Source organism: Paraburkholderia sp. MM6662-R1, from assembly GCF_050436245.1.
In the GTDB taxonomy this organism is placed as follows: Bacteria; Pseudomonadota; Gammaproteobacteria; order Burkholderiales; family Burkholderiaceae; genus Paraburkholderia; species Paraburkholderia tuberum.
This window is the reverse complement of the sequence record NZ_JBNDLV010000004.1, coordinates 1,423,098-1,447,545: the sequence shown is the minus strand read 5'-3', so window position 1 is coordinate 1,447,545 and position 24,448 is coordinate 1,423,098. Positions and strand designations below refer to the sequence as shown.

General features: G+C 63.9%; 29 protein-coding genes and 1 pseudogene. 17 read left to right on the top strand and 13 right to left on the bottom strand.

Annotated elements, in window-relative coordinates:
* Window positions 1-150: 150 nt before the first annotated feature.
* Window positions 151-2,892, bottom strand: a complete 2,742-nt coding sequence (gene polA, locus OKW39_RS36590; protein ID WP_429564847.1) for a DNA polymerase I — start codon at window positions 2,890-2,892, stop codon at window positions 151-153.
* A gap of 1 nt (window position 2,893) precedes the next feature.
* Between polA and OKW39_RS36585 the strand changes: the two genes are divergently transcribed.
* Window positions 2,894-3,637: a TIGR00730 family Rossman fold protein gene (locus tag OKW39_RS36585; RefSeq protein ID WP_035471771.1), complete on the top strand. Its 744-nt coding sequence runs from the start codon at window positions 2,894-2,896 to the stop codon at window positions 3,635-3,637.
* 237 nt (window positions 3,638-3,874) lie between these two features.
* Entirely contained in the window at window positions 3,875-4,012 is a 138-nt protein-coding gene (locus tag OKW39_RS36580; RefSeq protein WP_429333052.1) for a hypothetical protein, read from the top strand.
* 1 nt (window position 4,013) lies between these two features.
* On the opposite strand, the gene OKW39_RS36575 is transcribed toward OKW39_RS36580, so the two are convergent.
* Window positions 4,014-5,540 carry an AMP nucleosidase gene (locus OKW39_RS36575; protein ID WP_409259241.1) on the bottom strand — a complete coding sequence of 509 codons (1,527 nt, stop codon included), beginning with the start codon at window positions 5,538-5,540 and terminating at the stop codon, window positions 4,014-4,016.
* Window positions 5,541-5,730: 190 nt separating this feature from the next.
* Here OKW39_RS36575 and OKW39_RS36570 point away from each other — a divergent pair, with 190 nt between their 5' ends.
* The 8 genes from OKW39_RS36570 to OKW39_RS36535 all read left to right on the top strand — a co-directional run bounded on the left by OKW39_RS36570 (window position 5,731) and on the right by OKW39_RS36535 (window position 11,109).
* Complete coding sequence (locus OKW39_RS36570; RefSeq protein WP_090808396.1) at window positions 5,731-6,126, top strand: hypothetical protein; 396 nt, start codon at window positions 5,731-5,733, stop codon at window positions 6,124-6,126.
* Window positions 6,127-6,340: 214 nt separating this feature from the next.
* Window positions 6,341-7,336, top strand: a complete 996-nt coding sequence (locus OKW39_RS36565) for a homoserine kinase (protein WP_090808392.1) — start codon at window positions 6,341-6,343, stop codon at window positions 7,334-7,336.
* Complete coding sequence (locus OKW39_RS36560; protein ID WP_090808390.1) at window positions 7,327-8,133, top strand: BPSS1780 family membrane protein; 807 nt, start codon at window positions 7,327-7,329, stop codon at window positions 8,131-8,133. Before OKW39_RS36565 ends, OKW39_RS36560 begins: the two co-directional genes overlap by 10 nt.
* A gap of 157 nt (window positions 8,134-8,290) precedes the next feature.
* Entirely contained in the window at window positions 8,291-8,743 is a 453-nt protein-coding gene (locus OKW39_RS36555; RefSeq protein ID WP_090808388.1) for a MarR family winged helix-turn-helix transcriptional regulator, read from the top strand.
* Between the two features lie 171 nt (window positions 8,744-8,914).
* Complete coding sequence (locus tag OKW39_RS36550; RefSeq protein ID WP_090808386.1) at window positions 8,915-9,334, top strand: organic hydroperoxide resistance protein; 420 nt, start codon at window positions 8,915-8,917, stop codon at window positions 9,332-9,334.
* Window positions 9,335-9,520: 186 nt separating this feature from the next.
* On the top strand, window positions 9,521-10,186 hold the full coding sequence (locus tag OKW39_RS36545; protein WP_429333053.1) for a deoxyribodipyrimidine photo-lyase: 666 nt from the start codon (window positions 9,521-9,523) through the stop codon (window positions 10,184-10,186).
* Complete coding sequence (locus tag OKW39_RS36540) at window positions 10,075-10,593, top strand: FAD-binding domain-containing protein (RefSeq protein ID WP_429565487.1); 519 nt, start codon at window positions 10,075-10,077, stop codon at window positions 10,591-10,593. Before OKW39_RS36545 ends, OKW39_RS36540 begins: the two co-directional genes overlap by 112 nt.
* 57 nt (window positions 10,594-10,650) lie before the next feature.
* Window positions 10,651-11,109, top strand: a complete 459-nt coding sequence (locus OKW39_RS36535) for a TspO/MBR family protein (protein ID WP_090808383.1) — start codon at window positions 10,651-10,653, stop codon at window positions 11,107-11,109.
* A 155-nt stretch (window positions 11,110-11,264) separates the two neighbouring features.
* Here the strand turns inward: OKW39_RS36535 and OKW39_RS36530 are convergent, their stop codons facing one another.
* Together OKW39_RS36530 and OKW39_RS36525 are read right to left on the bottom strand one after the other, a co-directional pair.
* Complete coding sequence (locus OKW39_RS36530) at window positions 11,265-11,444, bottom strand: DUF3563 family protein (protein WP_090808381.1); 180 nt, start codon at window positions 11,442-11,444, stop codon at window positions 11,265-11,267.
* Between the two features lie 109 nt (window positions 11,445-11,553).
* Complete coding sequence (locus OKW39_RS36525) at window positions 11,554-12,732, bottom strand: extracellular catalytic domain type 1 short-chain-length polyhydroxyalkanoate depolymerase (protein WP_429564846.1); 1,179 nt, start codon at window positions 12,730-12,732, stop codon at window positions 11,554-11,556.
* A gap of 358 nt (window positions 12,733-13,090) precedes the next feature.
* On the opposite strand from OKW39_RS36525, the gene OKW39_RS36520 reads away from it, so the two are divergent.
* The 4 genes from OKW39_RS36520 to OKW39_RS36505 all read left to right on the top strand — a co-directional run bounded on the left by OKW39_RS36520 (window position 13,091) and on the right by OKW39_RS36505 (window position 16,165).
* Window positions 13,091-13,792 (top strand): phosphatase PAP2 family protein, encoded by a 702-nt coding sequence (locus OKW39_RS36520; protein ID WP_429564845.1) that lies wholly within the window; start codon window positions 13,091-13,093, stop codon window positions 13,790-13,792.
* Between the two features lie 190 nt (window positions 13,793-13,982).
* Window positions 13,983-14,756, top strand: coding sequence for a molybdate ABC transporter substrate-binding protein (gene modA, locus OKW39_RS36515; protein ID WP_429564844.1), 774 nt, complete (start codon window positions 13,983-13,985; stop codon window positions 14,754-14,756).
* A 22-nt stretch (window positions 14,757-14,778) separates the two neighbouring features.
* A complete protein-coding gene (gene modB / locus OKW39_RS36510) occupies window positions 14,779-15,453 on the top strand; it encodes a molybdate ABC transporter permease subunit (RefSeq protein ID WP_429564843.1) in 675 nt (224 codons plus the stop codon).
* A 1-nt stretch (window position 15,454) separates the two neighbouring features.
* Window positions 15,455-16,165 (top strand): sulfate/molybdate ABC transporter ATP-binding protein, encoded by a 711-nt coding sequence (locus OKW39_RS36505; RefSeq protein ID WP_429333057.1) that lies wholly within the window; start codon window positions 15,455-15,457, stop codon window positions 16,163-16,165.
* A gap of 37 nt (window positions 16,166-16,202) precedes the next feature.
* Here the strand turns inward: OKW39_RS36505 and OKW39_RS36500 are convergent, their stop codons facing one another.
* The 8 genes and pseudogenes from OKW39_RS36500 to OKW39_RS36465 all read right to left on the bottom strand — a co-directional run bounded on the left by OKW39_RS36500 (window position 16,203) and on the right by OKW39_RS36465 (window position 21,496).
* Window positions 16,203-17,048: a TOBE domain-containing protein gene (locus tag OKW39_RS36500; RefSeq protein WP_429364901.1), complete on the bottom strand. Its 846-nt coding sequence runs from the start codon at window positions 17,046-17,048 to the stop codon at window positions 16,203-16,205.
* 85 nt (window positions 17,049-17,133) lie between these two features.
* On the bottom strand, window positions 17,134-17,838 hold the full coding sequence (locus tag OKW39_RS36495) for an SDR family NAD(P)-dependent oxidoreductase (protein ID WP_429364900.1): 705 nt from the start codon (window positions 17,836-17,838) through the stop codon (window positions 17,134-17,136).
* A gap of 345 nt (window positions 17,839-18,183) precedes the next feature.
* A pseudogene (locus tag OKW39_RS36490) lies at window positions 18,184-18,606 on the bottom strand (NAD(P)H-dependent oxidoreductase); the annotation flags it as partial.
* A complete protein-coding gene (arsB, locus tag OKW39_RS36485; protein WP_429564842.1) occupies window positions 18,603-19,700 on the bottom strand; it encodes an ACR3 family arsenite efflux transporter in 1,098 nt (365 codons plus the stop codon). The pseudogene OKW39_RS36490 and the gene arsB, both read right to left, overlap by 4 nt.
* Window positions 19,687-20,208, bottom strand: a complete 522-nt coding sequence (locus OKW39_RS36480; RefSeq protein ID WP_090808361.1) for an arsenate reductase ArsC — start codon at window positions 20,206-20,208, stop codon at window positions 19,687-19,689. The genes arsB and OKW39_RS36480 overlap by 14 nt, the downstream gene beginning before the upstream one ends.
* Window positions 20,205-20,672 carry an ArsI/CadI family heavy metal resistance metalloenzyme gene (locus OKW39_RS36475; RefSeq protein ID WP_429564841.1) on the bottom strand — a complete coding sequence of 156 codons (468 nt, stop codon included), beginning with the start codon at window positions 20,670-20,672 and terminating at the stop codon, window positions 20,205-20,207. Before OKW39_RS36475 ends, OKW39_RS36480 begins: the two co-directional genes overlap by 4 nt.
* Entirely contained in the window at window positions 20,669-21,001 is a 333-nt protein-coding gene (locus tag OKW39_RS36470) for an ArsR/SmtB family transcription factor (protein ID WP_018424160.1), read from the bottom strand. The genes OKW39_RS36475 and OKW39_RS36470 overlap by 4 nt, the downstream gene beginning before the upstream one ends.
* Before the next feature lie 102 nt (window positions 21,002-21,103).
* Window positions 21,104-21,496: a tautomerase family protein gene (locus tag OKW39_RS36465; protein ID WP_184057500.1), complete on the bottom strand. Its 393-nt coding sequence runs from the start codon at window positions 21,494-21,496 to the stop codon at window positions 21,104-21,106.
* A gap of 100 nt (window positions 21,497-21,596) precedes the next feature.
* On the opposite strand from OKW39_RS36465, the gene OKW39_RS36460 reads away from it, so the two are divergent.
* Entirely contained in the window at window positions 21,597-22,448 is an 852-nt protein-coding gene (locus tag OKW39_RS36460) for a LysR family transcriptional regulator (protein ID WP_187612181.1), read from the top strand.
* Window positions 22,449-22,492: 44 nt separating this feature from the next.
* Here OKW39_RS36460 and OKW39_RS36455 read toward each other — a convergent pair whose 3' ends face one another.
* Window positions 22,493-23,167, bottom strand: a complete 675-nt coding sequence (locus OKW39_RS36455) for a hypothetical protein (protein ID WP_187612182.1) — start codon at window positions 23,165-23,167, stop codon at window positions 22,493-22,495.
* A gap of 187 nt (window positions 23,168-23,354) precedes the next feature.
* On the opposite strand from OKW39_RS36455, the gene OKW39_RS36450 reads away from it, so the two are divergent.
* Together OKW39_RS36450 and OKW39_RS36445 are read left to right on the top strand one after the other, a co-directional pair.
* A complete protein-coding gene (locus OKW39_RS36450; RefSeq protein ID WP_018424156.1) occupies window positions 23,355-23,717 on the top strand; it encodes an MbcA/ParS/Xre antitoxin family protein in 363 nt (120 codons plus the stop codon).
* A complete protein-coding gene (locus tag OKW39_RS36445) occupies window positions 23,714-24,415 on the top strand; it encodes an RES family NAD+ phosphorylase (RefSeq protein ID WP_429564840.1) in 702 nt (233 codons plus the stop codon). Before OKW39_RS36450 ends, OKW39_RS36445 begins: the two co-directional genes overlap by 4 nt.
* Window positions 24,416-24,448 lie beyond the last annotated feature (33 nt).

Here is a 24,448-nt window from a genome sequence, read left to right as displayed (position 1 = left end):
CTCCGTGTAGCCGATGAATTATCTGTCGCGACGCTGCGCATGAATGCGCCGTCCTGAACCGATTGTCCTCGACCCGCCTAAGAAGTCACAAGTCGCCAAAACCCATGTGTCACATGCGCACGACGTTATCGTGCGCATGTCACGGGCATGTCAATGCGCTTCCTCCCAGTTCAGGCCCGCACCGACCTCGGCGACGAGCGGCACCTTCAGCGCGGCGACGCCGCACATCAGTTCTGGCAGGCGCTTGCGGACTTCGGACAACTCAGCGTCGGGCACTTCGAGGATCAGTTCGTCATGCACCTGCATGATCATCCGCGTGCCGATCTTCGAGCCTTCGATCCAGTTCTGCACGGCGATCATCGAAAGCTTGATCAGGTCGGCCGCGGTGCCCTGCATCGGCGCGTTGATCGCGGCACGCTCCGCGGCCTGGCGGCGCGGACCGTTGCCGCCGTTGATCTCGGGCAGCCACAGACGACGGCCGAACACCGTTTCGACGTAGCCCTTCGCCTTCGCGCTCAAACGCGTCTCGTCCATATAGCGCGCGACGCCGGGATAGCGCGCGAAGTAGCGGTCGATATAAATCTTCGCCGCATCGCGCGTGATGCCGAGGTTCGAAGCGAGTCCGAACGCGCTCATGCCGTAGATGAGCCCAAAGTTGATGACCTTCGCGACGCGCCGCTGATCGCTCGACACTTCGAGCGGCGTCACGCTGAAGATTTCCGACGCGGTGGCGCGGTGAATGTCCTCGCCCTGCGAAAACGCGCGCAACAACGATTGGTCGCCCGAGATGTGGGCCATGATGCGCAATTCGATCTGCGAATAATCGGCGGAGACGAGCTTGTGCCCGAGCGGCGCGATGAACGCCTCGCGGATGCGCCGACCTTCGCCGGTACGCACCGGAATGTTCTGCAGGTTCGGATCGTTCGACGCGAGCCGCCCCGTCACCGCGACGGCCTGCGCGTAGTTCGTATGCACGCGGCCGGTGTGCGGATTGACCATGCGCGGCAGCTTGTCGGTATAGGTCGACTTCAGTTTCGACAGGCCGCGATGTTCGAGCAGAATCTTCGGCAGCGGATAGTCTTCGGCGAGCTTCTGCAACACCTCTTCGTCGGTGGAAGGCGCACCGCTCGGCGTCTTCTTGATGACCGGCAGTTCGAGCTTCTCGAAGAAAATCTGACCAATCTGCTTTGGCGAGCCGAGGTTGAATTCGCCGCCGGCCAGTTCGTACGCCTTGCCTTCGAGTTCGATCAGACGCGTGGCGATCTCACTGCTCTGCTGACGCAGCTTCTCCGCGTCGATCAGCACGCCGGTCCGCTCCATCTTGCGCAGTACGCGCGAAGTCGGCACTTCGATCTCGCGATACACATGGTCGAGCGACTTCTCCGCGGCGATCTGCGGATACAAGGCCTGATGCAAACGCAGCGTGATGTCTGCGTCTTCGGCCGCATATTCGGCGGCTTTGTCGAGCGCGACTTCGTCGAAGCCGATCTGCTGCGCGCCCTTGCCCGCGACCTCTTCGTACTTGATCGTCTTCACGCCGAGATGACGCAGCGCGAGGCTGTCCATGTCGTGCGTGCGATGCGATTCGAGCACGTACGACTCGAGCAGCGTGTCATGCTCGACGCCGCGCATTTCGATGCCGTAATTCGCGAGCACCTGTTCGTCGTACTTCAGATGCTGGCCGACCTTCTTGTGCTCGGCGCTTTCGAGCCACGGCTTGAGCTTCGCGAGCACTTCGTCGCGCGGCAGCTGCACCGGCGCGTCGGGGCCGCGATGCGCGAGCGGCACATACGCGGCGCGGCCCGCTTCGACCGACAGCGACAAGCCGACGATCTGCGCGATCATCGGATCGAGCGACGTGGTCTCGGTATCGAACGAGGTCAGCTCGGCCGCATTGATCCTGTCGAGCCACGCATCGAGCTGCTCCCATGTTTGCACGGTCTCGTAGTGGCGCTCGTGATCGACGGACAACGCGGGGGGCACGTCGGTTTCCGGACCTTCGACCGCATCGGCGATTTCGACTTCGCGCAGCCACGTCTTGAAGCCGTGGCGCGTGAACACCTCGCGCAACTCTTCGCGCGATTCGGGAAGGCTCGGCAAACTCTCCTCGATCGACACGATGTGCCCGGTCAGATCGCAATGACGCTCGACTGTGACGAGCTTGCGCGCCATCGGCAAAAAGTCCAGCGCGCGGTGCAGATTCTCGCCGACCGCGCCCTTGATCTCGCTCGCATGCCCGACGATGCCATCTAGCGACTCATATTGCGTCAGCCATTTGACCGCGGTTTTCGGACCGCACTTCTCGACGCCCGGCACGTTGTCGACGGTATCGCCGATCAGCGACAGATAATCGATGATGCGCTCCGGCGGCACACCGAACTTCGCGACCACGCCGTCGCGGTCGAGCGTTTCGTTGGTCATCGTATTGACGAGCGTCACGCGGTTCGACACGAGCTGCGCGAGGTCCTTGTCGCCGGTCGACACGACCACGTTCATGCCGAGCTTTTCCGCTTCGGTGCACAGCGTGCCGATCACGTCATCCGCTTCGACGCGATCGATCATCAGCAGCGGCCAGCCGAGCGCACGCACCGCGACGTGAATCGGCTCGATCTGACGGGCAAGATCTTCCGGCATCGACGGACGGTTCGCCTTGTATTCCGGATACCAGTCGTCGCGAAACGTTTTGCCCTTGGCGTCGAACACGCACGCGCTATACTCTGCTGTGACTTCCTTGCGCATGCGCCGCAGCATGTTGATCATCCCGTAGAGCGCACCCGTCGGGCCACCCTCGGGACCGCGCAGATCAGGCATCGCATGGTAGGCCCGGTACAGATAACTCGAACCGTCGACCAACAGCAGGGTCTTACCTTCAAGGCTTCGTTCTTCAGGCATTATGACTAAGAGAAAAGTGATTCCGAGTCTGCGATCGCTCGCAGATCAAGAGCGCGCAACGGCCAAGAAAGCCCGCGCATCGTGGCAGATGTTCACGATTATGGCAGAGTTTATCGAGGCGACCGAGTACCTGTCGGAGATTCGCCCGGCGGTCAGCATCTACGGTTCGGCGCGCCTGAAACCGAACTCGCCGTACTACAAACTCGCCACGCAGATCGCGCGCAAATTGTCGGATGCTGGCTTCGCGGTGATCTCCGGCGGCGGCCCCGGCATCATGGAAGCGGCCAACAAGGGCGCGCATGCGGGCAAGGCGCCTTCGGTCGGTCTGAACATCGAGTTGCCGCACGAGCAGTCGGGCAACCAGTGGCAGGACATCTCGCTGCGCTTCCGCCATTTCTTCACGCGCAAGGTCACGTTCGTGAAGAACTCGGACGCGGTGATCGTGATGCCCGGCGGCTTCGGCACGCTCGACGAACTGGCCGAAGTGCTCACGCTGATCCAGACCAAGAAGTCGCGCCATGTGCCGATCATTCTGGTCGGCGCCGAGTTCTGGGAAGGTCTGCTCGCGTGGTTCAAGAGCGCTCTGATTCCGATGGGTTTGATCAATCCGACCGACATCGATCTGATGCAGGTGATCGACAATCCGGACCAGGTGCTCGAAGCGGTGCTCAAGTTCTACGAAGACCGCGAGGAAGGTGAAGTTCATCCGGTCAAGTCGGAAGAAGACCGGATGTTCTACCTGTGATGGCAAGAGGCTGCGCGCCTCGCATTGCGCGTAGCACGATGCCTATCGTCGCGCACATGGCGGGCAGCCTTCGGGCTGCCCGCTTTCGTTTAGCAGGCCAGTTTGCGCGCGCTGACTGTCAACCGGATTGGCGAACAAATCGTTTGCACGCTTGCCGTCCGGCGCTAACGTGCTCAGCTGGTACTCGAAGCTCGCAATCTGAACGAACTCACCTCACCCGAAGCCGCGCTCGCGCCCATGCCGACGTTGCGTGAGATCTTCAGCGGCTTTCTCGACCTCGGTCTCATTTCATTCGGCGGCGCGTTGCCGCTCGCGAGCCATCTTCAAAGCGGCACATCCAGCGTAAGCGGGCTGTTTATCAGTGCCTCGGCCTGAGTTACTGAAACGCGACTTCCGCGAAACTGCGCAGCTTGCGGCTATGCAATCGATGCAGCCCATTCATCCGCAGCAGTTCCATCGCCTTCACGCCGATCTGCAGATGCTGATCGACCTGCGCGCGATAGAACTGATCGGCCATGCCCGGCAGCTTCAGCTCGCCGTGCAGCGGCTTGTCCGACACGCACAGCAACGTGCCGTAAGGCACGCGGAAGCGGAAGCCGTTCGCGGCGATCGTCGCGCTTTCCATATCGAGCGCGATTGCACGGCTTTGCGACAGCCGCTGCACCGGCTCGCGATGATCGCGCAGCTCCCAGTTGCGATTGTCGACGCTCGCCACCGTGCCCGTGCGCATCACGCGCTTCAGCTCGACGCCGTCGAGCTGCGTGACCTGCGCGACCGCGCGCTCAAGCGCGACCTGCACTTCGGCGAGCGCCGGAATCGGCACCCACAGCGGCAGATCGGCATCGAGCACATGATCTTCGCGCACATAGCCGTGCGCGAGCACGTAGTCGCCGAGACGCTGCGTGTTGCGCAGTCCCGCGCAGTGGCCGAGCATGATCCACGCATGCGGACGCAGCACCGCGATGTGATCGGTGATGGTCTTCGCATTCGACGGCCCGACCCCAATGTTGATCATCGTGATGCCGCTGCCGTCCGCGCGTTTCAGGTGATAGGCCGGCATCTGCGGCAGACGTGGCGGCAGCGTGCCCTCCTGCGCCTGCTCGCCGAGATTCTCGTTGTAGGTGATGACGTCGCCGGGCTCGACGAACGACGTGTATTCGCTGCGATAGGCGCGCAATTCCTCGTCGTCGGTACGGGCCATCATGCCCCGGCCGAGCTTGACGAATTCGTCGATATAGAACTGGTAGTTGGTGTACAGCACGTAGTTCTGCACATGCGTCGGCGAGGTCGCCGTGTAGTGCTTCAGCCGATGCAGTGAAAAATCGACGCGCGCCGCCGTGAACAACGCGAGCGGATGCGGCTCGCCCGGCAGCGGCTCGTACGTGCCGTTGACGATGCGGTCGTCGAGCAGCGCGAGGTCCGGTATATCGAAGATGTCGCGCATCAGGAACAGGCGCTCGCGGTCCAGATCGCCTTCGAGGTGGATGCCCTCGGCGAACGCGAAATGAATCGGAATCGGCTGGTCCGACACACCGACCTCGATCTGCACGTGATGATTCTTCGCCAGCAGCCGCAGTTGCTCGCGATAGTAGTTGCCGAACAGGTCTGGCCGCGTGACGGTCGTCTCGAACACGCCCGGCCCCGCGACGAAACCGTACGAGCGACGTGAATCGACGTGCGTGTTGACCTCGGTACGCACGCGCACGAACGGATAGCAGGCGCGCACGCGATGGTCGAACTGCTCGTTGCGGCGATAGCGCGCGAACGCATCGCGCAGGAACGACGTGTTCGCCTCGTAGATCGCGGCGAGGCGGGTGACGGCCTCGGCCGCGTCGTCGAAGCCTTCGGTTGGGAAGCTGTTGGCGGGAGTCTGCACCGTGCGCTGATTGATATCGTTGTTGATCATCATCGTTCACCCTTTTTGATGAGACGACATTACCACGGAACCCGCTGTTGCCAAATGTCGGCGGCGACGCTTGCAACAGCGCCCGCGAGAACGCGCGCAGGTTGCGCGAAAGCGGCGCAAAATAAGGCTTGGCGCCCGTGCGTCAGGCCGGATTTGCTAGAATCTGGCACCCAATCGGAGAATCACCATGAAGCTGCTCCTTCCCATCGCTGTTGCGCTGGCTCTGGCCTTCGGCAACGCCGCGATGGCTGCCCAGCCCGTCGACGAACCGCCGGCCGCCGGCGTGCCCCAGTCCGGCAATGAACGGGCCGGTCTGCCGGACCTGGACAAGATCAATCGTCCGGCCGCAGAGGTCAGCTCGAAGGTCGACATCAACGTTCCGCGCACGCCGAGCTTTCACGAAGTCAGCCCGAACGGCACCGAAATCACCGAATTCCGCGACAAGGGCAAGCCGGTCGAAATCGACGTGCATTCGAATTTCGGCACCCGCTACCAGATGAGCGCGTCGCCCGACACGTCGCCCACCGTCCACGACAGCGGCAAGCCCAGTACGCGCTTGCCATCGGTGAATCTCCACTATTGATCGTTACGAAAGCGGCACGCCGGCAACGGCGGCCGCGGCGCGACCGCGCCCCCGCTCAACCCGATCGCGGCCGCTGCGCGATGAACCCGCGCTGAATGCGGCGACGCTTGCACTTCGCCGTTCCGCATTCGTCGCCCGCTCCGCCTCATTCGTTTGTCTCACCTCGCACTGGCCGCACCGCGCCAGCCCGAACAACCTGATCCGACGTTTCCGCATGGCCGTCTTCACCGCTGTCAACGAATCCCAACTCGCAGAATGGATGAGTCACTACGATCTCGGCGATGTCGTCGAGTTTCGCGGCATTTCGTCCGGCATTGAAAACAGCAACTTCTTTCTGACGACGACGCGCGGCGAATACGTGCTGACGATTTTCGAAAAGCTGACAGCTGAACAACTGCCGTTCTATCTGAACCTGATGCGGCATCTTGCCGCGCATCGCGTGCCGGTACCGGATCCGATGCCGCGTCTCGACGGCGCGCTATTCGGCATGCTGCTCGGCAAACCCGCGACCATCGTGACAAAGCTCGAAGGCGCACCCGAACTCTCGCCGGGCGTCGAGCATTGCGTCGAGGTCGGCCAGATGCTCGCGCGCCTGCACCTCGCGGGCCGCGACTATCCGCGCTATCAGCCGAACCTGCGCAGCCTGCCGTGGTGGCGCGAAACCGTGCCGACGATCCTGCCGTATCTGGAAGGCGAGCAGCGCGATCTGCTGGCCTCCGAGCTTGCGCATCAGGAAGCGTTCTTCGCCTCCGCCGATTACGCGGCAATGCCCGCGGGCCCGTGCCACGCCGACCTGTTCCGCGACAACGCGATGTTCGCTCACGCGGCGCCCGACACCGGCCACGAAGTGCGGCTCGGTGGTTTCTTCGATTTCTATTTCGCCGGCTGCGACAAGTGGCTGTTCGACGTCGCGGTGACGGTCAACGACTGGTGCGTCGACCTCGCGACCGGCAAGCTCGACGCCGAGCGCACCGAGGCGCTGTTGCGCGCGTATCAGACGGTGCGGCCGTTCACCGTCGAGGAAAACCATCACTGGGGCGACATGCTGCGTGCGGGCGCATACCGTTTCTGGGTCTCGCGCCTGTATGATTTTCATTTGCCGCGCGCGGCCGAACTGCTGAAGCCGCACGACCCCGGTCATTTCGAACGCATTCTGCGCGAGCGCCTGCACGGCGTCGCGAATCCAGGCATCCATACCTCATGCAACTGATCGAAGTCCCCGCGAAAACCGGCTATGTGTGGTTCCGCCAGGGTATCTGGCTGTTCCGCAAGAATCCGCTCGCCTTTCTGACGCTGTTCTTCACCTATTTGCTGGTGATGACGCTCGTGTCGCAGATTCCGGTGGTCGGCGGCGTGTTGCCGCTATTGTTCATTCCCGGTGTCGCGGTCGGCTTCATGGCCGCATGCCGCAACACGATCGCGGGCAAACCGGTGTTTCCGACCATCCTTGTCGACGGCTTTCATTCGTATGGCCCGGTGGTCGCGCGGCGGCTGCTCGTGCTCGGCGTGCTGTATGTCATCGCCATGGCGCTCGTGCTGGCCGGCTCGGCGCTCGCCGACGGCGGCATGCTGCTGAAGGTGATGCTCGGCAACGCGTCGATGGACGAGAACACGATCGCCAACAGCAATATCCCGCTCGCGGTGATCACCGCGCTCGCGTTCTACATACCGGTCGCGATGCTGTTCTGGTTCTCGCCCATCCTCGCCGCCTGGCACGACGTGCCGCCCGTCAAGGCCATGTTCTTCAGCGTCGTCAGTTGCTGGCGCAATCGCGGCGCTTTCGTCGTATTCGCGGCGCTGTGGTTCGCAGTCGCAACGGTCGTGTCGATCGGGCTGTCCGTGCTGATGCAGGCGCTCGGCGCGGCCGACTTCGCGTTCGCGATCCTGATGCCCGCGACGATGATCGTCACGACCATGCTGTACTGCTCGTTCTACGCGACCTATCGCGGCTGTTTCGGCGTGCAGACGCCGCAAACGCCGGATCTGCCGACCACGCCGGCGGCCTGATCCGTCGTTCCCGCGCGGGAGCCGTTCTGGCGCCCGCGCGCACTTTCCCGACGTCTCTGTCGACACACCTGTTCCCGACGCTCGGCATCCTGAATCGACTTGCGGCACAATGGTTTGCGTGCAATCCATTTGCACGCTCTTTTTGCCGAGATGAATCATGACCCAGCGCCCCGCTCTCCCCTTCACGCTCGACGAGCAACTGTGCTTCGCGCTCTACTCGACCTCGCTCGCGATGACGAAAGCGTACAAGCCGCTGCTCGAAAAGCTCGGACTCACGTATCCACAGTATCTGGCGATGCTCGTGCTGTGGGAAACCGACGACGTCACCGTCAAGGACATGGCCGCGCGCCTGAATCTCGATCCGGCGACGGTCACGCCGCTGCTCAAGCGCCTCGAAGCGCAGGGACTCGTCGAGCGCGCGCGCGGCACCGACGATGAGCGCCTCGTCTACATTCGCCTGACGGGCGCGGGCAAGGCGCTCAAGCGTCAGGCGCGCGACGTGCCCGGCGAGATCTTCTGCGCGACGCAGCAGACGGCGGACTTCCTGCTGCGTCTGCGCGACGACCTCACACGCCTGCGCACGACGCTCAACGACTTTATGGACCAGTAGCGCGATAGTTGAAAAGGACTAGTTCCGGTTCCATCGAAAAATTAATTTGTACACAAATTATTTTTGTACTGTCTTGGTCATCTGTCGCTTCGCTAGCGCTTCGCCAGACCGGCGAACCGGCAGCCAGCGGCAAACAAGCCAACCCTGACACCCCAGACTAGGAACCGCACCATGAACATCCTCTACAAAGCAAGCGCAAGGAGCACCGGCGGCCGCGACGGCCGCGCCGTATCGTCGGACGATGCATTGGACGTGAAGCTGGCGGCACCGCGTGAACTCGGCGGAAATGGCGCAGCAGGCACGAATCCCGAGCAGCTGTTTGCAGCCGGCTACTCGGCCTGTTTCCTGAGCGCCATGAAGTTTGTCGCCGGCCAGCGCAAACAGGCCCTGCCGGCCGACACGCAGGTTTCCGCCGACGTCGGCATCGGTCCGAACGACAAGGGCGGCTTCGCGCTCGACATCGACCTGCGTATCACTCTGCCGGGTCTGGCTGCGGACGCTGCCAGGGAACTGGTGGATGCAGCGCACCAGGTCTGCCCGTACTCGAACGCTACGCGTAACAACGTCGCGGTTCGTCTGCACGTCGCTTGAGGTCAGGTCGGCCGTTGCGCCGATCAGCAATGCTCAAGAAGAACCGCTCACGGCGCATTACCCGGTGCCGTCGCGAGCAGCGCCCGCACCCTGCACAATAGGGCCGGGCGCTGATTGTTTTCGCGCGCGCGGCACGCATCCTGCGTTGCCGGTCCTCGACCACCTTCAGCCCGACTGCCTGTCCCGATGACACGCGCCCGCCGCCTGCACGACAGCTTCGACTCCGGCCTCGTCTGGTTCCGCCGCGATCTGCGCAGCACCGATCATGCCGCGCTGTACTACGCGCCCAAGCATTGCGAGCGTATCTGGTGCGTGTTCGTGTTCGACACGACCATCCTGCAGCCGATTGTCGATGCCCGGCAGACGCGCCATCCAGGCGAGCCGGTGCAGGATCGCCACACTCGACCAGTTCGGCTTCGCGCCTGGCAACCTGACGGACTTTCAACTGCCCGCCGGCATGAGCGGCGCCCAACAGCTGCTCGACGATTTCCTCACGCGCATCGACAGCTACGCGGAACGGCGCGATTTCCCCGCTGCGAAAAGCCGAGCTATCTGCCGGTGCATCTGCGCTTCGGCACGGTGTCGATCCGCACATTGGCGCGGCTCGCGTACGAGATGTCGCTGCAACCCGACGGCAAAGGCGCCGCGACGTGGCTGTCGGGACCGATCTGGTGGGATTTTTACTTCATGGTCCTCGCGCACCACCCGCGCCTCGCGAAAGGCGCGCCGTTCAAGCCGGAATACGAGCAGTTGCACACTGGGAAAAAGGCCGCTCGGCCGACGCAGCGTTCGCCGCCTGGTGCGACGGCCGCACCGGCTATCCGCTCGTCGATGCCGCGATGCTGCAGTTGAACCAGACCGGCTATATGCACAACCGTCTGCGGATGGTCACGGCAAGCTTCCTCGCGAAGGATCTCGGCATCGACTGGCGGCTCGGCGAGCGATACTTCGCCGATTTGCTGAACGACTTCGATTTCTCGGCGAACAACGACGGCTGGCAGCGGGCCGCCTCGACCGGCTACGGCGCGCAACCTTACTCTCGTATTTTCAATCCGGTCACGCGATCCGAAAAATTCGACCCCGACGGCGCTTTATCAAACGATATCTACCGCAGCTCGCGAACTTGCCGGCAAAATGGATTCGCGCGCGGTGGCTGGCCGGCGCGGAGCGGCTCGCGGAATTCGGTGCATGGTACTGGGCGGGAATTTCCCGAACGGATCGTCGACCAGGCACAGGCCCGCGAGCGCACACTGGCCTGATACGGAAAGTGAGTGCCTGCTCACATTATTGAATAAGAAAGTCTGAAGGGGGCGAAGATGCGCCGTCTGCCGTCGCTGCTCGTGTTTTTGATCCTGACGCTGGCGGCCGGCTGGGCCGCGAGTCTGTCTCTGCCGGACGCGTGGTACACGGGCCTGCAAAAGCCTGTGTTCAATCCGCCGAACTGGGTTTTCCCACCGGTCTGGACCGTACTTTACGTGCTGATGGCGTTTTCCGCGTGGCGCGTGTGGAAGCGCGACGGCCTGACCGCGGCGATCGTACTGTGGGTCGTGCAGCTGGTGTTCAACGCCGCGTGGATGTGGCTGTTTTTCGGCCTGCATCGGCCGGAGACGGCGCTGATCGACATCCTGATTCTGCTGCTACTGATCGTGATGCTGACGTATGTGTTCTGGCGGCGCGATCGCCTCGCGGGCATTCTGCTCGTGCCGTATGTCGTGTGGGTCGCGTACGCCGCGCTTTTGAACTACGCGTTGTGGCAGCTGAATCCGGCTGCTTGAGTGGAGTCTGCCGAGCGGTCGCGAAGGCCGCGCGATGAGAAAAGGGGAGTGCGCGACACGGGCACTAGCCTGATCGCCAACCCCAAACACCAGCGCCTCACCACGCGCCGATGTTCCGATTGCTGACGGCCTGATGCCGATTACAGGCAGTCGGCTTAGCCGTAGTGCTGGCTCATCCACGACGGACGCGCGTTCGTCTCTTGATCGAGCTTGCGCATGCGGAATTCGAGATCGTAGAGATCGGTCGCTTCAGCGAGATAGGCATCAGCGCGCTCCTTCGCGAGCTGGTCCGGCGACTTGGTCAGAAACAGGAACAGGCGGCTGATCAGATACATGGTTCACCTCGGCAATGATAGCTAGGCGGTTACGCCTAAGGGATAACCCGTATTATAGGGAAAACCCTGATTTCATGCCACTGCTCATTTTCGAGGTGTTGCTCGGACGTCACCGCCCGACCGACGATGCCGCCAATCCTTCCGCGATGCGGCCCGCATCCGCACGACGCTGATGCCGGAAAAACTCCCACAGCATGGCGCTCGCGTCCGGGCCCTTGGACGAATGGAAGGGCAGCGCATCGTCGCCGCCAGCCCACGCGTGACCCAGCCCCTGCACACGACAAACCCGTACCACGCGCCGCCCGCCGCGCAGATAATCGCGCATCACGACGCCATTTTTGCGGTCCTCGCGCGTCTCGCCGGCTTTGCGCGCGCCGTTTGCGTCAATGAGGCGGTTCAGACGCAGAAACTGTGTCGCCAACTGGTCCGCGTTGACCGGCGCCACCACATGGTCGGCATCGCCGTGGACGATCAATGCCGGCATGCCCGGGTATTGCGCGACGTTCGTGGTTTCGTCGACGAGTTCCGCCGGCTCGCGACGCGCGCCGCGCCGCATCACGTCCATCGCGGTAATGCCGGAGCGCGCCTCGCCGAAAGCGGGGCCGGAATGCAGCGCGACCGCGGCGAAATGCCCGGGGTACTTGACGGCCAATAGCGCGGTCAGCCCGGCGCCCGCCGAAATCCCCGCCACGTAGACACGCGCGCGGTCAAAGCCGTGCTGCTCGACCAGCGAATCCACCAGCGACACGACCGCGCGCGCTTCCGCGCCGCCCGCGTTATCGCCGGCATCGTACCAATGCCAGCAGCGGTGCGAGTGCGCGTGCTTCGATTGCTCCGGATACACGACCGCGAAGCCGTGGCGGTCGGCGAGCAGGTTCATGCGCGTACCCTCGGCGAATTCGTCGATCGACTGCGTGCAGCCATGCAGCATCACGACCAGCGGCATCGCCTCATGCGCGTGCCCGGACGGGATATAGAGCCCGTACTGCAGGTGATTGACCAGCCGGCCCGGCGCGGCCGGCGCGGAATGGAACGAGCGCGTCCACGCGCCGCTCGCCCACGCGGCCGCGCGTGGACGCACGCGCGACTCGCGCGGCACTTCGCGTTTCATCGGCGTGCGTAGCGCGGCAGCCGGCTTCAGTGGATGAGCCTTGCTCGACGGTTTGGTGGTGGCGGCGCGAACCGGTCGCGCCTGCGCTCGCTTGGCGGTTTTTTGCGCGTGTTCGGTTTGGATCGCGAGCAGACGCTTGAAACCACGCAGCCAGATTTTCGACAGGCTTTTTGCCATCGGCGATGACCTCGCAAAAGAGACAAATGCGGACCCCAAAACTGCGGATCAGATGAAGTTGTGCAATGCACAATAACATCATTTTTCCTGCGGTGCTGAACACAGCGCCGCTCTTCGTGCCCCATTTCGATCGTCGCAAACCTTGCCGGGGCCCTGTCGTCAAACCACGTCGATAGCCGTTCGGCAGCCCACATTCGGCGTGCAAAAGCGCTGTGCGCCGCAAGACCGTCGCGCGACACCCGACTATACTGGCGGTTGATCTCCCGACCTGTCGATCCGGGCCGCATCGGCGTTTCGTGCCGGCCGCGCGCCGATTTCCACCAACCCGATTTCACGCGACCCGCGTCGCGCTCCCGCCATGCCCGATTTACCGATCCACCTGTGGTATTCGATCACCAGCCTCGGCGGCGCCGGCTTGACGCTGCCGCTCGCGCTCGCCATCGCGCTGTGGTTGGCGGTCGGCTACTCGTGGCGGCTCGCGGCCTGCTGGCTCGCGCTGCTCGGTACGGCGATCGGCGTCGTGACCGTGACCAAGCTCGCCTTCCTCGGCTGGGGCGTCGGCGTGCGCGAGCTCGATTTCACCGGCGTCAGCGGTCATTCCATGCTGTCCACGGCCGTCTATCCGGTCGCGCTGTTTTTGATGCTATTGCCCGCGCGCCGCGCCGTCCGGCTGCTCGGCGTGCTCGGGGGGCTTGCCGCCGGCCTGGCGGTAGGCTTGTCGCGCGTCGTGCTGAGCGCGCATTCGCCGTCCGAAGCCGTGACTGGCTGCCTCGTCGGCGCGCTCACCGCGCTCGTGTTCGTGCGCATCGCGTGGAATGCGGAGCCGGGCCGGCTGTCGGCGCTCCCGGTCACCGTCAGCCTGATGGTGCTGGCAATCCTGATGCACGGCGTGCACGTGCCCACGCAGCGCTGGGTCACGCATATCGCATTGAAGGTGTCCGGCCACGACCGGCCGTTCATTCGCGCGAAATGGCTGTCCCCACGCGACATTCGACCGTCGGCCGCGCCGCTGTCGCAAACGCGCAATACGCTCGAGCCGATGCGCGCGTCGGACATCTGAGCACGCTGCGCCGGCCCTTCCGCCGCGTTTTCAAGCTTCCTTTTACAGTTTCGTAGCACTTCCCTCGCTTCACGCCATACGTGAAGCGCTGCGCCGAATCGACCGTTTCGCCCACCGCTATAACCGCGCATATATTACGATAGCGTTTTTAAGCCACGGCTTCCCGTTCACGTCAGACTCCAGGTCCTTCATGACACGCTCTTGCCATCTGAAGCAGTACGCGCTGTGCGTCGCAGCCGCCGCCGCCCTCGTGGTCAGCGTGAATGCCCACGCCGATGAACTGGTGGTCTCGGCCGCCGCCAGCCTGACCAATGCGTTCAAGGCGGTCGGCGACGCGTTCGAGCAACAGCATCCGGGCACCAAGGTTCTGTTGAACTTCGGCGCGTCCGACGTGCTGATGCAACAGATCGTCAAAGGCGCGCCCGCCGACGTATTCGCGTCCGCGGATCAGAAGGCAATGGACAAGGCCGCCGCCGAAAAGGCGATCGTGCCGTCGACGCGGCGCGACTTCGCCGCCAACTCGCTGGTGCTGATCGTGCCAGCCGACAGTCATTTCGCGCCCGCCAACCTCAACGCGTTGACGACCGCGAACGTCAAGCGCGTCGCGTTCGGCGATCCGGCCTCGGTGCCGGTTGGCCGCTACACGCAAGGCGCGCTTCAGGCCGCCGGCGTGTGGGACGCGGTCAGCGCGAAGGCGGTGCTCGCGTCGAACGTGCGTCAGAGCCTTGATTACGTCGCGCGCGGCGAAGTCGACGCCGGCTTCGTGTTCGGCACCGATGCCGCGATCATGCCCGACAAGGTCAAGATCGCGCTGAACCTGCCGACGCAAACGCCGATCAGCTATCCGATCGCGCAGGTCGAAGGCAGCCATCACGCGGCCGACGCGCAAGCCTTCATCGACTTCGTGCTGTCGCCGGCCGGCCAGGCGGTGCTCGCGAAGTACGGCTTCAAGCCGGCGCATTGATTCACGGGGAGAGCACACGCTCATGCAACAGGCCTGGGTTCCGCTGCTGCTATCGCTGAAGGTCGCAGGCTGGGCCACCGCGCTCACTCTCGTGCTCGGCGTCGCGGCCGCGTTCGGCCTGTCGCGCTGGCGCTCCGGCGCGCGCGACGTGATCGATTCGCTGCTGATGCTGCCGCTCGTGCTGCCGCCCACCGTGCTCGGCTATTACCTGCTCGTGCTGCTCGGCCGACGCGGCGTGATCGGCGCGTGGCTCGACCGCTTCGACATCCAGCTCGTCTTCACGTGGCAGGGCGCGGTGATCGCGTCGACGGTGGTCGCGTTTCCGCTCGTGCTGAAGTCCGCGCGCGCCGCCTTTGAGGGCGTCGATCCGCAGTTGGAGCGCGCGGCGCGCACGCTCGGCGTCAGCGAAGCCGCGGTGTTTTTCCGCGTGACGCTGCCGCTCGCCGCGCGCGGCATCCTCGCAGGCGGCCTGCTCGCGTTCGCGCGCGCGCTCGGCGAATTCGGCGCGACGCTGATGATCGCGGGCAATCTGCCAGGCCGCACGCAGACACTGTCGGTCGCGGTCTATTCGGCGGTGCAGGCCGGCGACGACAGCACCGCGAACTTCCTCGTGCTCGTGACATCGGTCGCGTGCGTGACGATCCTGCTGCTCGCGGGGCGTGTCGTGCCGCAGCACACGCTTCTGAGAGCCCGCTGACATGCCGCTCAACGTCGCCATCCGCAAGACCTTCGAGACCGCCGAGCGGCGCTTCACGCTCGACGTCGCGTTCAGCGCGAGCACGCAGCGGCTCGTGCTGTTCGGGCCGTCGGGCGCGGGCAAGAGCCTGACCTTGCAGGCGATCGCCGGCTTGCTGCGTCCCGATGAAGGGACCATCACGCTGCACGGCACCACCTTGTTCGATAGCGCGGTCGGCATCGATCAGAAGCCGCAGGCGCGCAAGATCGCGTATCTGTTTCAGGACTACGCGCTGTTTCCGCATCTGAACGTGCGGCAGAACATCGGCTTCGGGCTGCGCCGGGGCTGGCTCAATCCGCGTGCGCGCGGCGCGCATGCGCAGGTCGATTACTGGCTCGATGCGCTCGAATTGAGGGGCTTGGCGGGCAATCACCCGGCGCAGCTGTCGGGCGGGCAGAAGCAGCGTGTGGCGCTCGCGCGCGCGCTGGTTTCGCAGCCGCGCCTGCTGCTGCTCGACGAGCCGTTTTCCGCACTGGATAGTGAGTTGCGCCAGCGCATGCGACGCGAGCTATCGGACCTGCAAACGCGGCTCGATATTCCGATGGTGCTGATCACGCACGATCCGGACGACGTCGCCGCATTCGGCGATCAGGTCGTGCAGGTCAGCGACGGACGCGTGCGCGAGGATCATCCGTTCGCAGGATATGCGCGCAGCGAGGCGTCGCCTCGTTGAGCGGGTGGCATTGCGCCTTCGTTACGCCCCGGCAACCTCAATCCTTCACGCCAAGTATCACGCTCGACGCCTTGAACACCGCGACCGCGCTCGCGCCTTCCTGCAAACCGAGCATGTCGACGCTGCCATTGGTGACGACCGCCGTGACCACCGCGCCGCCTTCGAGCCCCAGCGACACTTCCGCGTTCACCGCGCCGCGCTTCACGCTGTGCACGGTGCCACGCAACTGATTGCGCGCCGACAGGTTCAACGGCGCATCGCGATCGCCATCACCCGGTACGAGCAAAACGACCCACGACGCCTTGATCAGCGCAAACGCCGCCACGCCGACCGCGAGCCCGAGGGCTTCGGTGCTCTCGTGCGTGAGCACGGCGACGATCGTGTGGCCGCCGGGCAGCGCGAGCGACACTTCGTCGTTGACGGTGCCGCGCTCGATCGCCGACACCGTGCCGTAGAACTGATTGCGCGCGCTCGTCTTCACGCCGATGCGGCCGATCAGGTCCCAGTCCGTCGCGAAGCCTTCGCCAATCGCCGCGCCCGCGCGTTCGAGAAAGCGCCGATGCTCGCGCTCGACCGCGCGAAACGTCTCGATCAGCTTCACCGCGCGCGGCGTCAGCGTCGTGCCGCCGCCGCCCTTGCCGCCGGTCAGACGCACGACGAGCGGCTCGCCGGCGAGGTTGTTCATCGTGTCGATGGCATCCCACGCGCCTTTGTAGCTGATGCCGACCGCCTTCGCCGCGCTCGTGATCGAGCCGGTCTCGCCAATCGCCGCAAGCAGCGCGATGCGGGCCGCGCCGCCGAGCGTCTGCGTGCCCGCCTGAAACCAGACGGAGCCGCCGAGTTCGAGGGCATCGCGGGGAGGATCGGGGCGCTCGATGGTCATGGCAGAGAGTGATTGAGGGTACGTGGCAGGGCGGCGAATCATTATAGCGACGCGCTCTTCCGCCGCTGGCCCCTACGCTTGCCGTTCACCACGGCACGACTCTGCCGAGGTAATCGAGGTAATGCAAACCGGCACGGCCCTCGTAAGCGTCGATCGTGCTGACCAGGTTCGGGATGCTTTCGTCGATGCTCAGACGCGCGTCCGGCCCGCCCATGTCGGTTCGCACCCAGCCGGGCGCCATCAGCAGCAGGGTTCTGGTATCGCTTCGATGACGCGCGGCAAAGCTGCGCATGAACATGTTGAGCGCGGCCTTGCTGCCGCGATAGACCTCGTAGTTGCCATTCTCGTTGTTGGCGACGCTGCCCTGCCCCGACGACATCACGCCGATCGTGCCAGTCGGCCGAACGAGATCCTGCAGCGCCTCGACGACCCGCATCGGACTCAACGCGTTCGTCACCATCACGCGCACGAATTCGTCGGTCGATACATCCGCGATCGTTTCACTATCGTCGTTCTTGACGCCGGCGTTGACGAACAGCAGGTCGATCGGACGTCCTTCGAGGCGGCCCCGCAACGCGGCGACCTGTTCGGGCATCGCGATGTCGACCGTTTCGACTTCGAGTGCGTCATGTGACGCCGTCGCAAGCTGAAGGAGCCTGGTCGTGGAATTTTGCCTGCCGGTCGCGATGACTCGCCAGCCGCGCTTCAGATACTCCTCGACCATCGCGAAGCCGAGGCCGCGCGAGGCGCCGATCAGAAGCACGGTTTTTTGCTGGTTTGCGGGTTGCATGGAACGTTTCCTGTCGATGGACTCGGGTTAAAGCCGGTCCAGGAAATATAGTCCCGGGTGATACAGCGCGGAAGATGCAATGCTTGCACTTACCGACCGTGAATCGTCGACAATGAGCAAGCGCCCGAACCAGGAGACCGCGCGATGTCACCCTCTCGTGAATACTGGTTCCCAGCCAAACGCTATGGCTGGGGTTGGGGCCTTCCCCTGCGCTGGCAAGGATGGCTGACGCTGCTCGCGTATTTCGTGTTGCTCGGGGTGGTCGTTTTCCGGTTTCTGGAGTTGACCCGCTTTCGTGGACACCTATCCTTTGGAACAGGAGGTGTCCATCGGTCAAGGCCGGGCGCACACCTGCATCACAGCCAGCGTGCGCCCTTGGGTCGGCCGTATTCCCGCGCTTTCGAGCGGCAGCCGGTCGATCTGATTCTTGAATACGGCCGTGAGATTGCCGTGGCGTTCCGGGCTGCACCAAACCTGCCCCTCCGACCACTCGGACAGCTTGCGCAGTTCGACGACCTTCGGATGATCTGCCGGGACGCTATCGGCGAGCGGCAGGCCGTGCGGGTCGAATACCCGCGTTTGCGCTCCGAAATGACGGAGGATGCACTCGGCTTCGAGCGTCAGCAGCCGGCTATAAGACGTTGCTCGCAGCGACCCGTAAAGCAGCAGGATGCGTGGCGGATGCGTTGAAATGGTCACGGGTGCCAGCTTGTCCACGTCCGGTATATCGAGGTGAATAGGGCTGACGTTCGGCAGATCACTCGTCACGATCCGTTTCTCCCCAAGTTGGGCGCGGCGTTCCGCTGCCCTGATTCGTACCATGCTTGCGAACGGTTCACGACCCCCACGACGAGCAGCATCACGGGGACCTCGATCAGAACCCCAACCACCGTCGCCAGTGCGGCACCCGAATGAAAACCGAACAGGCTGATTGCCGTGGCCACGGCGAGTTCGAAGAAGTTGCTTGCGCCAATCAGACTCGACGGGCCAGCGACGCAATGTGCGACGCCCAACTGGCGGTTGAGCAGGTAGGCCAGTCCCGAGTTCAGAAACACCTGAATGAGGATTGGCACGGCGAGCATCGCGATCACCAGCGGCTGCTCAACGATCTGCTGACCCTGAAACGCAAACAGCAGGACCAGCGTCACGAGCAAGGCGCAGATGGACCAGGGACCGAGACGGGCAACGACGCTACGGAAATGCTCTTCCCCCTTTCGAAGAAAGCGTTGGCGCAGCAGTTGCGCGAGGATGACCGGGATCACTATGTAAAGGCCAACCGAAGCGATCAGTGTGTCCCAAGGCACTGTAATCGCGGACAGCCCGAGCAGCAACGCGACGAGTGGCGCGAACGCCACGACCATGATCGAGTCGTTCAGCGCGACCTGCGACAGAGTGAAATACGGGTCGCCCTTGCACAGCTGCGACCACACGAAGACCATTGCCGTGCACGGCGAGGCGGCGAGCAGGATGAGACCTGCGAGGTAGCTGTCGAGTTGCTCGACGGGCAGCCACGGCCTGAACACGTGACGAATGAACACCCAGCCCAACACGGCCATCGAGAACGGTTTGACGAGCCAGTTGACCGCGAGCGTCACGCCGATGCCGCGCCATTGGCTGCCGACCTGCTTCATCGCCGAGAAGTCGATCTTGATGAGCATCGGGATGATCATCACCCAGATCAGCACGCCGACGGGCAGGTTGACGTGCGCGACTTCCATGCGCCCGAGCGCCTGAAATGCGCCCGGCAACAACTGGCCGAGTATCACGCCTGCCACGATGCACAGCGCGACCCACACCGTCAGATAGCGCTCGAAGAAGCCGATAGCCGGGCGCGCTACTGCACGAGCCTCAGCGCGACTCATTGGTTTCCTCTGCCGGACGCTCGCCAATGGCACGCATTTCGCGCCGGATTGCGTCGTGGTTGAGCGCGTGCAGCGGCAGGTTCACGAACTGGCTCACGCGATTCATGATCTGTCGATAGATCTTGTCGAAAACTTCGCGCTTCTCGTCGTCGGTTCCCTGCCAGGCTGCGGGATCTTCAAAGCCCCAGTGTGCGCTGATCGGCTTGCCGGGCCAGATCGGGCAGACCTCGCCCGCGGCCTGATCGCATACGGTAATGACGAAGTCCATCTGCGGCGCGTCGGGCGTTGCGAACTCGTCCCAGCTCTTACTGCGCATCCTGGCGGTGTCGTAGCCCAGTGCCGCGCATTTCTCGATCGCGAACGGATTGACTGCGCCGGATGGATGGCTGCCCGCGCTGTACGCGCGAAACTGTGCTTTGCCGAGCACGTTGAACAGCGCCTCGGCCATGATGCTGCGTGCGCTGTTGCCGGTGCAGAGAATCAGTACGGAATACGGTTTGCCGCTCACGTGCGGCTCCGAAATGAAATGCTTGTCTGGGACGGAGCGCAGCAGGCTGCCGCGGATTCGTTTGCTGCCAATGCCTGGGTATGAGATTGCCCATAGATGGGAGCCGATTCGAGGGTCAGGAAGGTTTCCCAGGCCACGCCTTGCGGATCGACGGTCCACGCCTTGTCCGACTTCGCGTAACAGCATGTCGTGCCGCTCTGGTGCTGCACGGGAACTTCAGCGGCGGCGAAGCGCGCGTTCATCTCTGCCAGTTCTTCATCGGTTTCGACCTGGATGCCAATGTGATCGACGCCAGGTTTCGCCCCGCGTTGCGAGATCGCGAAGTTCACGACGGGGTCGCTCAACTCCCACTTGCAGTAATCGCTCTTGATGACCGTCGGCTCGACGCTGCCAAACATCGCGCTGTAGAAGCGGATGCTGTCGGCAAGATTGTCCACAGCCACGTGAATGTGCATGCGTTTCATGTTTCGTCTCGGCAGCAGTTGGAAAGGTCGCTCGCGGCGCACGATGCACCGGAGCAGCAGTTCTCTGTGAGGAAGCCGATCAGCGACGTCATCGCGTCGAAGTTTGCGGTGTAGATGACGAAGCGCCCTTCCTGTCGCGGACTCACCAGTCCGGCGTGTGTCAGGTCTTTCAGGTGGAATGAAAGGCCGGAAGGCGAAATGCCTAACTGCTGCGCTATTTCGCCAGCCGCCATGCCTTCGGGGCCGGCAACGACGAGCTGGCGAAAGATCGCGAGACGGGATTCGTGAGCGAGCGCGCCGAGCGCGCGTACGGCATTGATCGTGTCCATAAAGACACTATATAGACACTATATCCACTTCACCGTTATATTTCAATATTTGTTGAAATGTCGCAATTTGGTCGGTGGTTCGCTCTTTGATGACGCATTTCGCTAGTCGGGACGGCTTGCGTACTGTGCAATCCCATTCCCAAACGACCAGTTCTCCTTCTCGACCTCGACGAGATTGATGAACACATCCTCGGGCCGCACGCCCGGCGACTTCCCGAGTTCATCGACGATGCGCCGGTAGAGCGCCTTCTTCTGCTCGACCGAGCGCGTGTTGCTAACGGTCAGCTGGATCACGACGAGATCGTCGCCGCGCTCGATATTCTGGTACTGCCGGTCATAGATCATGTTGTCGGGCGTGTGCTCGGTGATCAGCATGAACATGTCGTCCTTCGGCACGTTGAACGTGTCCACCAGCGAGCGCTGGATGCCGGCGCTCAGCGCCTGGCGGTAATCGGCCGGCTTGCCGGCGCGCAGTGAGATCCGGGTGAGCGGCATGATGGGGCTCCTTGTTTGCGGTGTTGGCTTGAACACAGCTTAGGCGCGCCCCGTCATAATAAACAGATATCTCCGTCTATTTCATCTATTTCCATCCGAAATGAAAGTCCTCGATCTCGATGCGGTGCGCGCCTTCGTGCTGGTCGCCGATCTGCGCAGCTTCACGCGCGCCGCGGACGCGCTCGACACCACGCAATCGGCCGTCAGCCTGAAGCTGAAGCGACTGGAGGCGCACCTGGGCAAGCAGTTGCTGGAGCGCACGCCGCGCATCGTGCGTCTGTCCGCCGACGGCCACGCGTTTCTCGGCGCCGCGCGCGAGTTGCTGAACGCGCACGAGCGCGCGCTCGGCGCGCTATCGGTGGAGCGGCGACGGCTCGTGCTCGGGCTCAGCGAGCACGTTGCGGGCTCCGATCTGCCGCACCTGCTCGGCCGGCTCAACGCACACGATCCGGGCCTCGTGGTCGAGTTGCATATGGGCACATCGGCGGCGTTGCTCGCGCAGTTCGACGAACGCCGGCTCGATGCGGCGATCGTCCGCTACGGCGCCGACGAACCGCCGCGCGATGACGCGCAGACGCTGTTCAGCGAACCGCTCGGTTGGCTCGCGACGCCGACATGGCTGCCGCGAGTCGGTGAGCCGCTAGCGCTCGCGCTATTGAGCCCGCCGTGCAACGTGCGTGAGGTCGCGTTGCACACGCTGACGGCGGCGGGGATCGCCTGGCAGGAGGTGTTTGTGGGTGGTGGCGTCGCGGCAGTGGGCGCGGCTGTGGCTGCTGGGCTCGCCGTGTCGCCGCTCGCGCGTCGGGTTGCGCCGCGCGGTCTGATCGACGTCGGCGCGCGGCTCAGCCTGCCGGCGCTGCCGGAATCGCGTGTGACGCTGCATTCGCGCGTGCGCGAGGCCCGCTCGGCGGAAACGCTGCGGCTGCTTGCAAACGGCCTCGCCACGGCGTGACGCCACGACCGATGCCACACCGCGCCGCGCCGCTCGAAGCAGCCTTAGTGGATGATCGGCGGCAGCGAACCGCTGCTGGCGGTCGCCGGATTGGGCACGGAGCCCATCGGCGCGATGTCGCTAACGTTTGCGGATGCGTCCGACGAAGTCCGCACGGGCGGTTTGATCAGATTCGCACCGGAAATCGCGGGCTTCGCCGCGACCTTGTCCACATGGGGACGCGCGGTGTGAACCGCCGCGAAATCGGCGTGCACGACCTTGCCCTGAGCCGGCTTCGCGTGCGCCAGTTGCACATGTGGCTGCGCGTGCTTCGCGGTCTGCGCGGTCACGGTGGCGTGCGACCGGTTCGGGCCCGACGCCGCGACTTTCGTACCGCCTTTCACGTTCCCGCCCGCCACGAGATGTTTCTCGCCGTTCCCATGCGCCGCGAGTTTGCCGCCGTGGGCCGCGCCGGCCGACGCGACATGGGTTGCCGCGTGCCGGGCGCTCGCCGTCTGCCGCGCATGCGCACCAGCTTTGGTCTTGATTCCGCCCTTGGCGCCCGCCTTCACTTTCACCGCCTCGGGTTTTTTCCGCGCATGCGCCTGCCGGGTAACGTGTCCGCTCGCGATATGCCCGCTCGCCTCCGGCGGATTCCACACTTCCCCATAACCGGCAGCCAACGCCACCTCCGACACACACCACACGGCCAGCGCCGCTGCTACTGCTCGAACCCGCATCTGCTGCTTCTCCTGATCGACGACTGCCAAAACGAGCCGGGATTATATTCTCTTGCTAAAATCCACTTTTGGACTAATATCATTAAAAAGTACACATAGGGACCTACCCGCAATGACTCACGCTGCCCGAATTTCCTCGCCCGAGGCATCGCCGCGACAATCGCTTTCGGAACCCACGCTGACGCAGATGTCCGCGGCCGGTCTGCGTGCGTTCTTCAACATCGCGCGCGACTGGGACCTGAGCGCCGACGAGCAGATCGTGCTGCTCGGCAAGCCGGGCCGCTCGACGTTCTTCAAGTGGAGGGCGACGCCCGAGACCGCGCGCCTCAGCCACGACACGCTGGAGCGATTGTCGCTGCTGCTCGGCATCTACAAGGCGCTGCAGATTCTGCTGCCGCAGCCGAGCGCCGCCGACACCTGGGTCAAACGTCCCAACAGCGCGCCGCCGTTCGGCGGCAAACGCGCGCTGGACCGCATGCTGGCGGGCAACATCAGCGATCTCGTGGCCGTGCGCCAGTATCTCGACGCAATGCGAGGCGGCTGGGCGTGACGCAACCGCAATGGCAGGACCGCTGGACCAGCGCAGCGCTCGATTGGTCGCCCGCGTATCGCGTGATTCCGACGCGCTTTCCGGCCATCAACCTGTTCGATCGGGTCGCATCGCCGGAGGATTTCGACGCGCTGTACGCGCTCGAAGCGATGACCAACGACCGTCTGCGCACCGAAATCGGCGAACTCGATCTGGTGCCGCGCGAGGAGCGCCGTTTCGGGCCCGGCTACGGGCCGATCATGGCCGCGCTCACGCATCTGAATCCGCTCGGCAGCCGCTTTTCCGACGGCACCTACGGCGTGTTCTATTGCGCGCGTTCACGCGCGACGGCGATCGCGGAAACACGTTATCACACGGGTCAGTTTCTCCAGGCGACCGCCGAGCCGCCGATGCGTCAACAGATGCGTCTCTACACGGTAGTCGCACAAGGCAGCGTGGTCGACTTGCGTCGCGACCCCGAGTTCGATCCCGCCGTGCTGTCGCCCGACGACTACCTTCCCGGACAGGCGCTCGGGCGCGCGGTACACGCGGCGGGCGCGCCGGGCATCGTGTATCCGTCGGTGCGCGACAGCGCTGGCGAATGCCTCGCGGCGTTCCGCACGATGCTGCTGCGCGACTGCCATCACGCGGCATACCTCGAATACAACTGGAACGGCAGGAGCGTCGATATGGTGTTCGAGTTGAATCAGGTCGGGTGACAGAAGAGCGGCGAAGCAGCGCGGGGACTTCAG

Bases quoted from the DNA above. Each gene is read 5' to 3' on its own strand.
- arsB (WP_429564842.1), bottom strand. From the start codon at position 19,700: ATGAGTCGCGCTGAGGCTCGTGCAGTAGCGCGCCCGGCTATCGGCTTC.
- OKW39_RS36495 (WP_429364900.1), bottom strand. From the start codon at position 17,838: ATGCAACCCGCAAACCAGCAAAAAACCGTGCTTCTGATCGGCGCCTCG.
- OKW39_RS36580 (WP_429333052.1), top strand. From the start codon at position 3,875: ATGCCGACGTTGCGTGAGATCTTCAGCGGCTTTCTCGACCTCGGTCTC.
- OKW39_RS36565 (WP_090808392.1), top strand. From the start codon at position 6,341: ATGGCCGTCTTCACCGCTGTCAACGAATCCCAACTCGCAGAATGGATG.
- OKW39_RS36550 (WP_090808386.1), top strand. From the start codon at position 8,915: ATGAACATCCTCTACAAAGCAAGCGCAAGGAGCACCGGCGGCCGCGAC.
- OKW39_RS36465 (WP_184057500.1), bottom strand. From the start codon at position 21,496: ATGCCGCTCACCCGGATCTCACTGCGCGCCGGCAAGCCGGCCGATTAC.
- OKW39_RS36470 (WP_018424160.1), bottom strand. From the start codon at position 21,001: ATGGACACGATCAATGCCGTACGCGCGCTCGGCGCGCTCGCTCACGAA.
- OKW39_RS36585 (WP_035471771.1), top strand. From the start codon at position 2,894: ATGACTAAGAGAAAAGTGATTCCGAGTCTGCGATCGCTCGCAGATCAA.
- OKW39_RS36555 (WP_090808388.1), top strand. From the start codon at position 8,291: ATGACCCAGCGCCCCGCTCTCCCCTTCACGCTCGACGAGCAACTGTGC.
- OKW39_RS36460 (WP_187612181.1), top strand. From the start codon at position 21,597: ATGAAAGTCCTCGATCTCGATGCGGTGCGCGCCTTCGTGCTGGTCGCC.
- OKW39_RS36505 (WP_429333057.1), top strand. From the start codon at position 15,455: ATGCCGCTCAACGTCGCCATCCGCAAGACCTTCGAGACCGCCGAGCGG.
- OKW39_RS36520 (WP_429564845.1), top strand. From the start codon at position 13,091: ATGCCCGATTTACCGATCCACCTGTGGTATTCGATCACCAGCCTCGGC.
- OKW39_RS36500 (WP_429364901.1), bottom strand. From the start codon at position 17,048: ATGACCATCGAGCGCCCCGATCCTCCCCGCGATGCCCTCGAACTCGGC.
- modA (WP_429564844.1), top strand. From the start codon at position 13,983: ATGACACGCTCTTGCCATCTGAAGCAGTACGCGCTGTGCGTCGCAGCC.
- OKW39_RS36475 (WP_429564841.1), bottom strand. From the start codon at position 20,672: ATGAAACGCATGCACATTCACGTGGCTGTGGACAATCTTGCCGACAGC.
- OKW39_RS36535 (WP_090808383.1), top strand. From the start codon at position 10,651: ATGCGCCGTCTGCCGTCGCTGCTCGTGTTTTTGATCCTGACGCTGGCG.
- OKW39_RS36570 (WP_090808396.1), top strand. From the start codon at position 5,731: ATGAAGCTGCTCCTTCCCATCGCTGTTGCGCTGGCTCTGGCCTTCGGC.
- polA (WP_429564847.1), bottom strand. From the start codon at position 2,892: ATGCCTGAAGAACGAAGCCTTGAAGGTAAGACCCTGCTGTTGGTCGAC.
- modB (WP_429564843.1), top strand. From the start codon at position 14,779: ATGCAACAGGCCTGGGTTCCGCTGCTGCTATCGCTGAAGGTCGCAGGC.
- OKW39_RS36545 (WP_429333053.1), top strand. From the start codon at position 9,521: ATGACACGCGCCCGCCGCCTGCACGACAGCTTCGACTCCGGCCTCGTC.
- OKW39_RS36455 (WP_187612182.1), bottom strand. From the start codon at position 23,167: ATGCGGGTTCGAGCAGTAGCAGCGGCGCTGGCCGTGTGGTGTGTGTCG.
- OKW39_RS36530 (WP_090808381.1), bottom strand. From the start codon at position 11,444: ATGTATCTGATCAGCCGCCTGTTCCTGTTTCTGACCAAGTCGCCGGAC.
- OKW39_RS36560 (WP_090808390.1), top strand. From the start codon at position 7,327: ATGCAACTGATCGAAGTCCCCGCGAAAACCGGCTATGTGTGGTTCCGC.
- OKW39_RS36525 (WP_429564846.1), bottom strand. From the start codon at position 12,732: ATGGCAAAAAGCCTGTCGAAAATCTGGCTGCGTGGTTTCAAGCGTCTG.
- OKW39_RS36450 (WP_018424156.1), top strand. From the start codon at position 23,355: ATGTCCGCGGCCGGTCTGCGTGCGTTCTTCAACATCGCGCGCGACTGG.